Below are 12,947 nucleotides of genomic sequence, written 5' to 3'. Positions count from 1 at the left end.
CAGCCTTGCAACATCACGCCGGCACCAGGCTGCCGCCCAGACCCAGCTTTTGCAGCTTGGCGCGGGTCTTTTCGGCGTCTTCGCGGCTGCCAAACGGGCCAACCCGTACACGGATGCGCTCGCCCGCAGGGCTGGCGACTTTCTGCGTGTACGACTTGATGCCCGCTTCGCGCAACTTGTCCTGCAATTCATCGACCTTGTCCTGCGTCGCCAGCGCCGCCACCTGCACCACGAACTTGCCGCTGCCGGCATCGTGCGCTTTCTCTTGCGGCTTCACCATCGGCTTGCCTTCCAGGATAGCCAGCGCGCGCGCGGCATCGTCGGCCGCTTGCGCCGGTTTGGCAGGCTTGGCCTCAGGCTTGGTTTCCACTTTGACTTCATGCTTGGACTCAGGCTTAGACTCGGACTTGGGCTCGTGTTTCGGCTCGACCTTGGGCTCGGGCCTGGTTTCGTGCTTCGGCTCCGGCTTGGTCTCGACCTTGAGCGGCTTGGGTTCGGGCTTGGGCTCGGGCTTCGGTTCCACATAACTCGGCTTGAGCGGTGCAGGCTGAGCCGCAGCCAGCACCGGTGCCGGCGTGGGCTTGGCCGCGGGCGGCAGCGGAGCGTCGACGATTTCCTCGGACTGGTCCAGGCCATTCGATGCAGCCTGGGTCGGGACGGCCGGCACGGGCGCAGGCACGGCGGCCTTTTCCTTCGACGGAATGTCGATGGCGATATCGTTGAACGGTGCTTTCGGCTCGGAATCGAGCAGCATCGGCAAGCCGACAGCGACGCCCAGGGCCAGGGCGATGGCCCCGACCAGGCGACGGCGTGCGCGCTTTTTTTCAGGCAAGACCGGATCCGGCGCTTCCTTGCCGCCACGGCGCGATCCGCCGCCGCCGGCGGTATTGGCGGCGCGCTTGCGGGTCGGCGACTGTGCTTCGCCAGGGACATAAAAGCCGCTGTCTTCGCCAGAGGTTTCTTGCTTGTTTTTAAACAGTTTCGAGAACAAGCCCATGCGTGATTTTCAGTCGAGTGCGTTTCAGTGAAGTGAGGATTTTTTGGCCTTCATCACGCCGGCAACGGTGAGGAAAGAACCAAAGACCACAATTCTATCATTCTCACCGGCCCGGCTCATTGCATTTGCAAAAGCTTGTGCCGGATCATCGAAAATAGACACAGTATGCTCGCTGCTGTCGGGCTTATCTTCCAGCATGATCTGCACCTTGGCTGCCAGCTCGGAAGCCGTGGCCGCGCGCGGCGAAGGCAGGCCCGTCAGGCACCAGTGGTCGACATGTTCGCCCATCGCGGCCAGCACGCCATCGATATCCTTGTCCTGCATGGAACCGAACACGGCATAGGTGTAAGGGTGGTAGCCCATATTGCCCAGATTCTGGTTCAGCGCCGAAGCTGCATGGGGATTGTGCGCCACGTCGAGAATCACGCTGGGGCGCCCAGGCAAGACCTGGAAGCGGCCCGGCAGCTCTACCGTCACCAGCCCCGTGCGCACTTCCTGCGCGCCCACGGGCAGTGTCAATTTCAGTACTTCCAGCGCCGCCAGCACGGCCGTCGCATTGAGGATCTGGTTGGCGCCGCGCAAGCTTGGATACGCGAGCGAATTGCGGCGCTGCTCGCGCCCGCCATAGTTCCACTGCTGCTTGTCGCCCGAATAATTGAAGTCGCGGCCCATCAGCCACAGATCGGCGCCGATGGCTTCAGCATGCTCGATCAAGGACTGTGGCGGCACCGGGTCGCTGCAGATGGCGGCCTTGCCCGGACGGAAGATGCCCGCCTTTTCAAAGCCGATCGCTTCGCGCGTGTCGCCCAGGTAATCCGTGTGGTCGATGTCGACGCTGGTGACGATGGCCACGTCGGCATCGATCACGTTGACGGCGTCCAGACGCCCCCCCAGGCCCACTTCCAGGATGGCCACGTCCAGCTTGGCTTGCGACAGCAAATGCAGGATCGCCAGGGTGGTGAATTCGAAATACGTCAGCGGCGTGTCGCCACGCACGGCTTCGACGGCATGGAAGCTGGCGACGATTTGCGCGTCGCTGGCCATCTCGCCCAGCACGCGGGCGCGCTCATTGAAGTCGAGAAAGTGCGGCTTGATGTACAGCCCTACTTTGTAGCCGGCACGCAACAACACGGATTCCAGCATGGCGCAGGTGGAACCCTTGCCATTCGTGCCCGCCACCATGATCACGGGGCAAGTAAAAGCCAGTTGCATGCGCGCCTTGACGGCTTGCACGCGGTCCAGGCCCATGTTGATCTGGGTTTCCGAATGGCGGGTTTCCAGCATGGCGAGCCATTCCGGCAATGTGGTGGGGAGCTTGTGCATGGGAGACTTCTTGATGAGGAGACAGTGCGCGAGGCGCGCAAACGGTGTGGCGTGGCAACCGGGCGGGTCCGCTGGACACCGCCCGGCCTGTTACTTTGGCATTACGCCAAGACTTCGACGGCCTGGTTTTGCAACAAGGCCAGCAAACGGGCGATTTCTTCGCGCATCTTGCGGCGGTCGACGATCATGTCGACGGCGCCCTTGGTAACGAGGAACTCGGCGCGCTGGAAGCCTTCCGGCAGTTTTTCGCGCACGGTGTTTTCAATCACGCGCGGGCCGGCAAAACCGATCAGCGCTTTCGGCTCAGCGATCACCACATCGCCCATGAAGGCGAACGAGGCGGACACGCCGCCCATGGTCGGGTCGGTCAGCACGCTGATGAAGGGCAGTTTCTTTTCCGACAGCTTGGTCAGCATGGCAGTGGTCTTGGCCATCTGCATCAGCGACAGCAAGCCTTCCTGCATGCGCGCGCCACCGGTGGCGGTGATGCAAATGAACGGCACTTTCTGTTCCAGCGCGATCTGCGCGCCGCGCACGAAGCGCTCGCCCACGACGGAGCCCATGGAGCCGCCCATGAATTCGAATTCGAAGCACGCCACGACCACTGGCAGGCTCATGATGGCGCCGCCCATGACGACCATCGCATCCGTCTCGCCAGTCGCTTCCATGGCGGACTTCAGGCGGTCCGGGTATTTCTTGCTATCCTTGAATCTCAAGGTATCGACAGGCAGGATTTCCTGGCCGATTTCATAGCGACCACCCGCGTCGAGCAGGCTGTCGAGACGTTCACGCGCGCGGATGCGCATGTGGTGATCGCATTTCGGGCACACGTGCAGATTCGATTCCAGGTCCGTACGGTACAGCACGGCTTCGCACGACGGACACTTGACCCACAGGCCTTCCGGCATGGTCTTGCGCGCGGCAGCATCAGAACGCTGGATGCGCGGTGGCAGCAGTTTTTCCAACCAACTCATATTTTCTCCTTGGGCCCTTGTAGGGGTAACGTCGGTGGACGCCCCCGGCAGACGGTAAACGGCGACGCCCCGCAGGGCGCCATCAAAAATTTTATCTATTGCACAATAACAGGAAAATCAGTGGCCGAAGTGTAGCCGTTTATCGCCGGACTGTCGAACTTTGCTGCCAGCCGAGCTTGCGTAAACAATAAGCTTGCTCAGGCATCCAGTGCGGCGCGGATACCTGCCGTAAAGCTGCGCACGGCATCGACGGCACCACCTTCGGGGGCATTTTCTATCTCCTGGATGATACGGCTGCCGATCACGACGGCATCGGCCACCTCGGCAACGGCCTTGGCCGTGGCGCCATCGCGGATGCCGAAGCCCACGCCGATGGGTAATTTTACATGCTGACGGATGGCCGCGAGGCGCTCCGCCACCTGTTGCGTATCAATGTTGCCCGCGCCCGTGACGCCCTTCAGCGACACATAGTAGCTGAAGCCGCCGCCGACCTTGGCCACTTGCGCGATGCGCTCTTTGGTCGAGGTGGGCGACAGCAGGAAAATCAGGTCGAGGCCTGCGGCGCGCATGGCGGCGGCGAATTCCTCGCATTCTTCGGGCGGATAATCGACGACGATGGCGCCATCGACGCCGGCCGCTTGCGCTGCCTCAATAAACGCGGCGCTGCCGATGCGCTCGATGGGATTCGCATAGCCCATCAGCACGACGGGTGTCGTCTGGTTCCTGGCACGGAACTGGTGCACATAGCCAAACACATCGTGGATGCCGACATTGAATTTCAAGGCCCGCTCGCAAGCGCGCTGGATGACGGGGCCTTCGGCCATGGGGTCGGAAAACGGCACGCCCAGTTCCAGCACGTCGGCACCGCCTTCGACGAGCGCGTGCATCAGGGGCACGGTAGCGTCGGGGCCGGGGTCGCCAGCGGTGATAAAGGTGACCAGGCCGGTCTTGTTGTTGGATTTTAAATTGGCAAAGGTAGTGGCGATACGGGACATGGCATGCTTTCGTGTTATCGGTGAAAAATGTCGGGTTACGCGTTCGCGCCAACCCGACCTGCGCAACATGGGGATGGTCAGTGACTTAACTGAAATTCAATCCCATACGCTCCGCCACCGTATGCATGTCCTTGTCGCCACGGCCCGACAGGTTGGCCAGCACGATCTGGTCTTTCGGCAAGGTGGCCGCCAGCTTGGCCGCGTAGGCCAGCGCGTGCGACGATTCCAGGGCCGGAATGATGCCTTCGATATGGCAACAGTCGTGGAAGGCTTGCAAGGCCTCGTCATCCGTGATGGAGACGTATTGCGCGCGGCCCAAGTCTTTCAGCCACGCATGTTCCGGTCCCACGCCCGGATAGTCGAGGCCGGCCGAGACGGAATGCGTCTCGATGATCTGGCCATTCTCATCCTGCAGCAGATAGGTGCGGTTGCCATGCAGCACGCCCGGGAAGCCCGCCGCCAGCGAAGCCGAGTGCTTGCCCGTATCCAATCCTTCGCCGGCCGCTTCCACGCCGATCAGTTTGACATCCTTCTGGTCGATATACGGGTAAAAAATGCCCATAGCGTTCGAGCCGCCGCCGATGCAAGCCAGCACGTAGTCCGGCTGGCGGCCCGTCATTTCCGGCATCTGCACCAGGCATTCCTCGCCGATGACGGACTGGAAGTCGCGCACCATCATGGGGTAAGGATGGGGGCCGGCCACGGTGCCGATGATATAAAAGGTGTTTTCGATGTTGGTGACCCAGTCGCGCATGGCTTCGTTCAGCGCATCTTTCAAGGTCTTGGAGCCCGATTCCACGGGCACGACGGTGGCGCCCAGCAATTTCATGCGGTACACGTTCTGCGCCTGGCGCTTGACGTCTTCGCTGCCCATGTAGACCACGCATTCGAGGCCGAAGCGGGCGCAGATCGTGGCGGTGGCCACGCCGTGCTGGCCGGCACCCGTCTCGGCGATGATGCGCGGCTTGCCCATGCGCTTGGCCAGCAAGGCCTGGCCGATCACGTTATTGATCTTGTGCGCGCCCGTGTGGTTCAAGTCTTCGCGCTTGAAATAGATTTGCGCGCCGCCGGCCATTTCGGACCAGCGCTTGGCGTGGTAGATGGGCGATGGACGGCCGACGAAGTGTTTCAACTCGTAGCGGAATTCTTCCAGGAACTCCGGATCAACGCTGTAGCGGGCGTAGGCTTCCTTCAGTTCGGCCAGCGCATGCGTGAGCGTTTCGGCAACAAACGCGCCGCCATACGGGCCGAAGTGGCCGCGCGGGTCAGGGAATGGGTAATCGGTGGCGTGAAATAATGCGGCGGCTGCGCCGGGCGTGGTAGTGTGGTCATTCATGGTGGTTTCCTCTGGCAATGATGGCATCGGCATCCTGCACCGCGGCGATAAACGCGCGGACTCGGGATGCGTCCTTGATACCCTTGGACGCTTCGACACCACTGCTGATGTCGACGGCGTAAGGGCGCACGCGCACCACTGCGTCAGTCGCGTTTTGTACGCTCAAGCCACCACTTAAAACGACCCGAGGCGCGAGTTCTTCTGGAATGAGGGACCAATCGAATACCTTTCCTGCACCGCCGTAAGCATCCACATAGGTGTCCAACAAGAGGCTGGAGAACAAGGGACTGGCGGCGCGATAGCGCTGTTCGTATTCTAGCAAATCTTCCGAGGTGGTGTCGGGTTTGACGCGGAACACTTGCGTAAACGGCGTATGCACGGCACCGGCCAGCGCGGCGCTGTGTTCGGGCGTCTCGTCACCATGAAATTGCAGCAGCGACAAGGGCGCCACGGCCCGGGTCGCCCGCACCTCGTCCAGCGTGGCATTGACGAACAGGCCCACCGTTGTCACGTAGGGCGGCATGGTGGCGATCAGGGCAGCTGCCTGCTCGGGCGTCACGTAGCGGGGACTTTTCGGATAAAACACGAAGCCGATGGCGTCGGCGCCCGCCGCCACGACGGCCTGGATGTCTTCGGCGCGGGTCAGGCCGCAGATCTTGATGCGTGTGCGTGGCATGTTATTCCTTGAGGTTATTGCTTGATGCGAAACGTCAGAACCAGGGCAAGGCGCTGCTGCTGTCTTGCGGTAACGCCCATTTCGGATCGTAATCGATCTGCGCCAGATACAGGCCATCCGGCATGAAGGTGGGCGCCGCCGCGTGGCGATCTTTACTTTCAAGCAAGTGCCCCAGCCAGTCCGGCTTTTCACGCCCCGTGCCGATATACACTAGCGAGCCGACCAGGTTGCGCACCATGTGGTGCAGAAAAGCATTCGCCGTAATGGTGAAGATGACGCAATCGCCGCGCCGTTCGATGCGGATGTCGTGCATGAGTTTGACGGGCGACTTGGCCTGGCACTGCGCCGCGCGGAAGGCCGTGAAGTCATGCCAGCCCAGCAAGGGCTGCACGGCCTGGCGCATCAGCTCCACGTCCAGCGGACGGAAAAAGAAACCGGCGCGCCCTTCCACCAGCGGCGAACGGGTGGCGTTGTTGTACAACACATAATGATAGGTGCGCGCGCGGGCGCTGAAGCGGGCGTGGAAAAAATCGTTGACGGTGGGGTCGCCGGCCAGCTCTTTGGCCCAGCGCACGGCGATGGATTTCGGCAGGAAGGCGTTGACGCCGCGCACCCACGCGTGCACGTCGCGGTTCAATGCCGTATCGAAGTGCACGACTTGCTCGAGCGCATGCACACCCGTATCCGTGCGGCCGGCGCAGGTCGTGGCCAGGCGCACGCGGGCAAACTGCTCCAGCGCGTTTTCCAGCTGGTCCTGCACCGTCTGCCCATCTTCCTGTTTCTGGTATCCATGCCAGGCCGTGCCGTCGTACTGCAGGCCGAGGACGATACGCTTCAATGGCGTTGCTGTCGTAATATTTTGCATCGAAGCATTATACCGGCGCAAAGGCGGCCTCGCCTTCCGGCCACACAAGCGCCTGAGACGGCGTTCAGGGCAAGGCGCGCGGTCGAAGACAGTACGAATAGTACGGCGAGACCGTGCAACGCAGCCATGGACGTCGTATCAGGTGCTTAGCTCAGCAGCGCACGCATGGTATTCGCCTTGGCGACCTGTTCGGCACTACCGCCCTTGATGACCTCATCGATCAGCTCGCGCGCGCCTTCTTTGTCTCCGATTTCCTGGTAAGCGATCGCCAAGTCCAGCTTGGTATCCATTTCCATATGGATGGCCGACAACGGGTCGTCCACGCCCACGCTGGCCGTCTTGCCGTCGTTGAGGTCCAGATCGATGCCGGACAGGTCGAATTCTTGCGCCGGCGGAGTGGCTTCCGGCAAGGCGGCTGGCGTTTGCGCGTCGTCAAACAGGCTGTCGAGGGATGGCTCGGCCGCCGCGACGGGTGCGGCAGCTGGCGCCACGGGCTCGTCGAGGTCGAAATGGGCCAAGTCCACGTCTTTCAAGGGGTCAGGCAAGGGCGTTAAACCTGCGCCCACACCATTCACGGGACCGGCTGGCGGCTCCAGGTCCAGGCCGAAATCCATGCTGGCGTCGTAGTGCGCATCCTGCGTGGTGGCCTGCGGCTTGCTGTCCGGCCCCGGCATGACGATGGGATCGCTGGTGGATACGGGCTCGAAATCGAGGCTGTCGAGGTCAAAATCGAGGGGATCGCGCGCATCGCGGACGGGAACAGTGGCCGGCTCGGCCGGCGCCAGGTCGGCCAGCGGCGTCGCCGGTTCGTCAGGCAAATCCATGCTCTGGCCCTGCAAGTCGTCGCCGGCAGCCTTGCTCAGGCTGACAACGGCATCATCTTCCGTATCGCCATACAGGGGATTGGTGGGATCGAGCGCCAGGCCCAGCGCAGCGGCCTGCGGCCACTCTTCGCCCTGGCCCCGCGTCAGGCTGTACAGCTCGCTGGCCTGATCTTCAAACGCGCGCGCGTCGTTGCGGGCCGAATAGATTTCCAGCAGCTTCAGGCGCGCCGCATGGCGTTCAGGATGGATGCGCAAGGCTTCCTTGAGAATATCTTCGGCCTGGCCATCGCGGCCGTAGGCGATATACACGTCGGCTTCGGCGACCGGGTCCGTTTCATTCGCATCGAGCATGCTGGCGCCAGCAGCGGCCACGCCGGCAGCAGCGGCGCCCGTGCCGAACAGGTGGTTGCTCGCTTCGGATTGCTGGTCTTCCGGTGCCAGGCCGGCCGGCGGCGCCAGCGGCGCTTCCGGCTCGAACACGGGGGCGATGTCTGCTGCGGGCGGCGGCGTTTCCTTGCGCCGGCGCGCGATCACCAGTGCAGCCACGGCTGCCAGCAGCGCGGCCAGGCCGATGCCGATGGCTCCCAGGTGGTCGTTGATCTTGTCGGTAATGGTCGGTTCCAGCGGCGATGGCTTTCTCACCAGCGGCACCGGTTTCGCTTTCGGTGCCGCCGGCTGAAGTACGGGCGGCTGGGCGTCGGCCGGTGCGCTGGCAGCGGACTCGGCCGTTTTGGCGGGCGCAGGAGCACTCTTGTCGGCCATGGCCTTGTTCTTCACCGCCATCAACTTTTCCAGGTCGCTGACGTTCTTTTCCAGCTCTTTCACGCGGGCAGCCGCTTCATCGACCTGTTTTGCCTTGGCGATCTTGTCTTCCTCGCTGGCGACAGTGCTCTTGCCGGCCGACTTGGCCGTCGGCTCCGCCTTCGACAGTTTCAGCTTGTCTTGCGACTCACTCACGGCCGTCGGCTTTTCCTGCACGCGGGTAGGCCCGATCTTGCCGGCCGTGCTTTGCGTCGCTTGCGCGGCCTTGGTCGGCTTGCTTTGCGACACCTGGCCTGCCAGCTTGTTGCGGTAGGCTTCAAAATCGATGGCGTGCGCCGTCACGATGCCCTTCGCTTCAGCCGCGCCGATAGCGCGCACGGTGTCGGCACCCGGCACGGCCAGGATGCGCCCGGCCTGCATGCGGTTCATGTTCTCGCCCATGAAGGCATCGGGATTGGCGCGATACAGGGCCACAAGCATCATGTCGAGCGAGACGCCCGATGGTTTCAGTTCGCTGGCGATGCGGCTCAGGGTATCGCCTGTCCTGACCTTGTATTCGCCCGCCACCTTTTTCGGCGCGGGCGGCGTATCGGCAGCGGCGGCGGCCGGCTTGGCCTTGCCCGGCTCGACTGGCGCCGTCACTTGCGCGCCGCGCGTCTGGCGCGCTTCCGGCGTGTCGAGCACGAACGCATATTCGCGCACCTGGCGACCGCTCTTGCTGCTCAGTTCCAGCAGCAGGTCGACCATGGGTTCGGCCACCGCTTGCGCCGAGCTGATGCGGATGAAGGGCTTGCCGTTGCGGTTTTCCACGGCAAACGTCAGCGCGTTCAGGGCGGGATTGAATTCCACGTTGGCCTGGCGGTAGGCGTCAGGCGGCGCCAGCTTGGCCAGCAGGCTGGCTGCCTCGCCTGGCTTGACGGCCGATAATTCGACCTCGGCGCGCAGCGGCTGGCCGGCGGCGGACAGCACCGTGATCTTGCCCAGCTCGGCTGCGGATGCCGCCGGTGACAATAACACCGCGCAGGCGACAGCGCTGCTGAGTGTTTTAATGGCAAGGGAGGCGACCCGGGGACGAGTGTGTACAGGCATAGTTGGCGGCATCTTAGTTGACATGGGAAAACAGTTACTTTTCCAGAGGTATCAACATATCATCATGCCCAGAGCTATGCAAGCTCCGCATGGTTGCGCCTTGACGGGCTCAGGACGAAAAAAAAGCCGGGGAAACAGCCCCGGCTTGGTCTTGCTCAGCAATTTATTGCCATTACGCGTCCAGCAGGATGCGCAGCATGCGGCGCAGCGGCTCGGCCGCGCCCCACAGCAACTGGTCGCCCACGGTGAACGCGGACAGGTATTCGCCCCCCATGCTCATCTTGCGCACGCGGCCGACAGGGATCGTCAGGCTGCCCGTCACGGCTGCCGGCGACAGGTCACGCACGGACGCTTCGCGCGTGTTCGGGACCAGCTTGACCCACTGATTATTGCTGGCGATGATGTCGTTGATTTCATCGAGCGGCACGTCTTTTTTCAGCTTGATGGTCAGGGCTTGCGAATGGCAGCGCATGGCGCCGATGCGCACGCACAGGCCGTCGACAGGAATTTCCTGGGTGCCAAAGTCGATGCCGCGGCCCAGGATCTTGTTCGTTTCCGCGCCCGCCTTCCACTCTTCCTTCGACTGGCCGTTACCCAGGTCCTTGTCGATCCACGGGATCAGGTTGCCGGCCAGCGGCGCGCCGAATTGCTTGATTTCATCGGGGGAATAGCCGTGCTGGGTGGCCAGCACCTGACGGTCGATTTCCAGGATGGCGGAAGCGGGGTTGTCCAGCAGCGCCTTGACGGAGCCGTTGATGGTGCCAAATTGCGTCAGCAGTTCGCGCATGTGCTGCGCGCCGCCGCCCGATGCCGCCTGGTAGGTCATCGACGTCATCCAGTCGATCAGGTCGTGCTGGAACAGGCCGCCCAGGCCCATCATCATGCACGATACGGTGCAATTGCCGCCGATGTAATTCTTGACGCCTTTGCCCAGCGCATCCTTGATGACGTGCAGGTTGACCGGGTCGAGCACGATGACGGCGTCTTTTTCCATGCGCAAGGTCGAAGCCGCATCGATCCAGTAGCCGTTCCAGCCCGCCGCGCGCAATGGCGGGAAGACAGCGCTCGTGTAGTCGCCGCCCTGGCAGGAAATGATGATGTCGCACTTGGACAGTTCGGCGATATTGTTGGCATCCTTGAGGATGGTTTCATTCTTCGCCATGGCCGGCGCCGCGCCGCCCGTGTTCGAGGTCGTGAAAAATACCGGTTCGATGTGGGCGAAATCGCCCTCTTCCTGCATGCGTTGCATCAAGACCGAACCGACCATACCGCGCCAACCTACCAAGCCAACTAATTTCATTACCATTCCTCAAAATGAGACGGCGACTGCCGTCATTAGACTATTTTATCCCAGTGCTTTTACAACTGCATCACCCATGGCCTCGGTACCGACCAAAGTCGTGCCCGCTTCGTGGATGTCGGCCGTGCGCAAGCCCTGCGCCAGCACTTTCTTCACGGCTGCCTCGATGCGGTTTGCCTGCTCTTCGCGGTTGAGCGAATAACGCAACATCATGGCGGCCGACAAAATCGTCGCCAGCGGATTGGCGATACCCTTGCCGGCGATATCGGGCGCCGAACCGTGCGATGGCTCGTACAAGCCCTTGTTGTTGGCATCAAGCGAGGCGGACGGCAACATGCCGATCGAACCCGTCAGCATCGCGGCCGCGTCCGACAAGATGTCGCCAAACATGTTGCCGGTCACCATGACGTCGAATTTCTTCGGCGCCCGCACCAGTTGCATGGCCGCGTTGTCGACATACATATGGTCGAGCGCCACGTCCGGGTATTCCTTGTGCACGTCGATGACGATGTCTTTCCAGAACTGGAAGGTTTCCAGCACGTTCGCCTTGTCCACGCTGGTCAGGCGCTTGTCGCGCTTTTGCGCGGCCTGGAAAGCCACGTGGGCGATGCGGCGGATTTCGCCTTCCGCATAACGCATGGTGTCAAAACCTTCGCGCTGGCCCTTGAACGGACCGTCCGGGCACTCGCGCACGCCGCGCGGCTGGCCGAAATAAATGTCACCCGTCAATTCGCGGATGATCAGAATATCCAGGCCGGCCACCACTTCCGGCTTCAGGGTCGAGGCGCCCGCCAGTTCCGGGTACAGAATGGCCGGACGCAGGTTGGCGAACAGGCCCAGGTTCTTGCGCAAGCCCAAAATCGCCTGTTCCGGGCGGAACTGGCGCTCCAAGTTGTCGTACTGGTAGTCGCCGACGGCGCCGAACAGCACGGCATCGGCCGCCTTGGCCAGCGCCAAAGTGCCTTCCGGCAAAGGGTGGCCGTGGGCCGCATAGCCGGCGCCGCCCACGGGTGCCGTTTCCAGTTCGAACGATTCGCCCAGCACTTGCAAGACCTTGACGGCTTGCGCGACGATTTCAGGACCGATGCCGTCACCGGGTAAGATTGCAATTTTCATGGATTTAATCTTTAAATTACGTTCGCCAACCATGGCTGATTAGTCAAATGCCGTTCTTCGAAGGCGCGGATATCGTCGGCATGGCGCAGGGTCAGGCCGATATCGTCGAGGCCATTCATCAGGCAATATTTGCGGAAGGCGTCGATCTCGAACGGGTACGAGACGCTGCCATTGCTGGTGCGCACGCATTGCTGTTCCAGGTCCACCACCAGCTTGTAGCCGGGGAAGGCCTTGACTTCATTGAACAGGTGCTCGACCTGGGCCTCCGACAGCACGATGGGCAGCAAGCCGTTCTTGTAGCAATTGTTGAAGAAGATGTCGGCAAACGATGGCGCGATGATGGCACGGAAGCCATATTGATCGAGTGCCCATGGCGCGTGCTCGCGCGAGGAACCGCAGCCGAAGTTCTTGCGCGTCAGCAAGATTGAGGCGCCCTGGTAGCGCTGCTCGTTGAGCACGAAATCGGGGTTCAGCGGGCGGCGGCTATTGTCCTGGCCCGGTTCGCCATGGTCGAGGTAACGCCATTCGTCGAACAGGTTGGGGCCGAAACCGCTGCGGTGGATCGATTTCAGGAATTGCTTCGGGATAATCGCGTCGGTGTCGACGTTGGCGCGGTCCAGCGGTGCCACCAGGCCTTCATAAATCGTAAATTTATCCATGCTGTTTCTACTCGGTAGGACGCGCGGCGCA

At 62.2% G+C, this 12,947-nt stretch carries 11 protein-coding genes; all 11 read right to left on the bottom strand.

Annotation, left to right across the window (positions count from 1 at the left end):
- Window positions 1-13 precede the first annotated feature (13 nt).
- A complete protein-coding gene (locus K0F85_RS05455; protein ID WP_219114890.1) occupies window positions 14-997 on the bottom strand; it encodes an SPOR domain-containing protein in 984 nt (327 codons plus the stop codon).
- 24 nt (window positions 998-1,021) lie between these two features.
- Window positions 1,022-2,320, bottom strand: coding sequence for a bifunctional tetrahydrofolate synthase/dihydrofolate synthase (gene folC / locus K0F85_RS05450; protein ID WP_219114889.1), 1,299 nt, complete (start codon window positions 2,318-2,320; stop codon window positions 1,022-1,024).
- Between the two features lie 101 nt (window positions 2,321-2,421).
- Window positions 2,422-3,294, bottom strand: a complete 873-nt coding sequence (gene accD, locus K0F85_RS05445; protein ID WP_219114888.1) for an acetyl-CoA carboxylase, carboxyltransferase subunit beta — start codon at window positions 3,292-3,294, stop codon at window positions 2,422-2,424.
- 197 nt (window positions 3,295-3,491) lie between these two features.
- The gene (gene trpA, locus K0F85_RS05440; RefSeq protein ID WP_219114887.1) at window positions 3,492-4,289 is read right to left on the bottom strand and encodes a tryptophan synthase subunit alpha; all 798 of its coding nucleotides are present in this window, start codon (window positions 4,287-4,289) and stop codon (window positions 3,492-3,494) included.
- Window positions 4,290-4,374: 85 nt separating this feature from the next.
- Window positions 4,375-5,625, bottom strand: coding sequence for a tryptophan synthase subunit beta (trpB, locus tag K0F85_RS05435; protein ID WP_219114886.1), 1,251 nt, complete (start codon window positions 5,623-5,625; stop codon window positions 4,375-4,377).
- Entirely contained in the window at window positions 5,618-6,418 is an 801-nt protein-coding gene (locus tag K0F85_RS05430; protein ID WP_257572559.1) for a phosphoribosylanthranilate isomerase, read from the bottom strand. The genes trpB and K0F85_RS05430 overlap by 8 nt, the downstream gene beginning before the upstream one ends.
- Window positions 6,336-7,166 carry a tRNA pseudouridine(38-40) synthase TruA gene (gene truA, locus K0F85_RS05425; RefSeq protein WP_219114884.1) on the bottom strand — a complete coding sequence of 277 codons (831 nt, stop codon included), beginning with the start codon at window positions 7,164-7,166 and terminating at the stop codon, window positions 6,336-6,338. Before truA ends, K0F85_RS05430 begins: the two co-directional genes overlap by 83 nt.
- A gap of 146 nt (window positions 7,167-7,312) precedes the next feature.
- A complete protein-coding gene (locus K0F85_RS05420) occupies window positions 7,313-9,769 on the bottom strand; it encodes a FimV/HubP family polar landmark protein (protein WP_257572541.1) in 2,457 nt (818 codons plus the stop codon).
- A 244-nt stretch (window positions 9,770-10,013) separates the two neighbouring features.
- The gene (gene asd / locus K0F85_RS05415; RefSeq protein WP_219114882.1) at window positions 10,014-11,141 is read right to left on the bottom strand and encodes an aspartate-semialdehyde dehydrogenase; all 1,128 of its coding nucleotides are present in this window, start codon (window positions 11,139-11,141) and stop codon (window positions 10,014-10,016) included.
- A gap of 45 nt (window positions 11,142-11,186) precedes the next feature.
- Window positions 11,187-12,257: a 3-isopropylmalate dehydrogenase gene (leuB, locus tag K0F85_RS05410; protein ID WP_219114881.1), complete on the bottom strand. Its 1,071-nt coding sequence runs from the start codon at window positions 12,255-12,257 to the stop codon at window positions 11,187-11,189.
- Between the two features lie 11 nt (window positions 12,258-12,268).
- Entirely contained in the window at window positions 12,269-12,916 is a 648-nt protein-coding gene (leuD, locus tag K0F85_RS05405; protein ID WP_219114880.1) for a 3-isopropylmalate dehydratase small subunit, read from the bottom strand.
- Window positions 12,917-12,947 lie beyond the last annotated feature (31 nt).

Source organism: Janthinobacterium sp. UMAB-56 (assembly GCF_900095265.1).
In the GTDB taxonomy this organism is placed as follows: Bacteria; Pseudomonadota; Gammaproteobacteria; order Burkholderiales; family Burkholderiaceae_D; genus Janthinobacterium.
Note: the sequence above shows the minus strand (reverse complement) of the source record. Positions and strands in the feature narration are given on the sequence as shown.

Excerpts from the sequence above, each read along its gene's own strand:
- K0F85_RS05455 (WP_219114890.1), bottom strand. The coding sequence starts at position 997 with ATGGGCTTGTTCTCGAAACTGTTTAAAAACAAGCAAGAAACCTCTGGC.
- folC (WP_219114889.1), bottom strand. The coding sequence starts at position 2,320 with ATGCACAAGCTCCCCACCACATTGCCGGAATGGCTCGCCATGCTGGAA.
- accD (WP_219114888.1), bottom strand. The coding sequence starts at position 3,294 with ATGAGTTGGTTGGAAAAACTGCTGCCACCGCGCATCCAGCGTTCTGAT.
- trpA (WP_219114887.1), bottom strand. The coding sequence starts at position 4,289 with ATGTCCCGTATCGCCACTACCTTTGCCAATTTAAAATCCAACAACAAG.
- trpB (WP_219114886.1), bottom strand. The coding sequence starts at position 5,625 with ATGAATGACCACACTACCACGCCCGGCGCAGCCGCCGCATTATTTCAC.
- K0F85_RS05430 (WP_257572559.1), bottom strand. The coding sequence starts at position 6,418 with ATGGCCTGTATCTGGCGCAGATCGATTACGATCCGAAATGGGCGTTAC.
- truA (WP_219114884.1), bottom strand. The coding sequence starts at position 7,166 with ATGCAAAATATTACGACAGCAACGCCATTGAAGCGTATCGTCCTCGGC.
- asd (WP_219114882.1), bottom strand. The coding sequence starts at position 11,141 with ATGAAATTAGTTGGCTTGGTAGGTTGGCGCGGTATGGTCGGTTCGGTC.
- leuB (WP_219114881.1), bottom strand. The coding sequence starts at position 12,257 with ATGAAAATTGCAATCTTACCCGGTGACGGCATCGGTCCTGAAATCGTC.
- leuD (WP_219114880.1), bottom strand. The coding sequence starts at position 12,916 with ATGGATAAATTTACGATTTATGAAGGCCTGGTGGCACCGCTGGACCGC.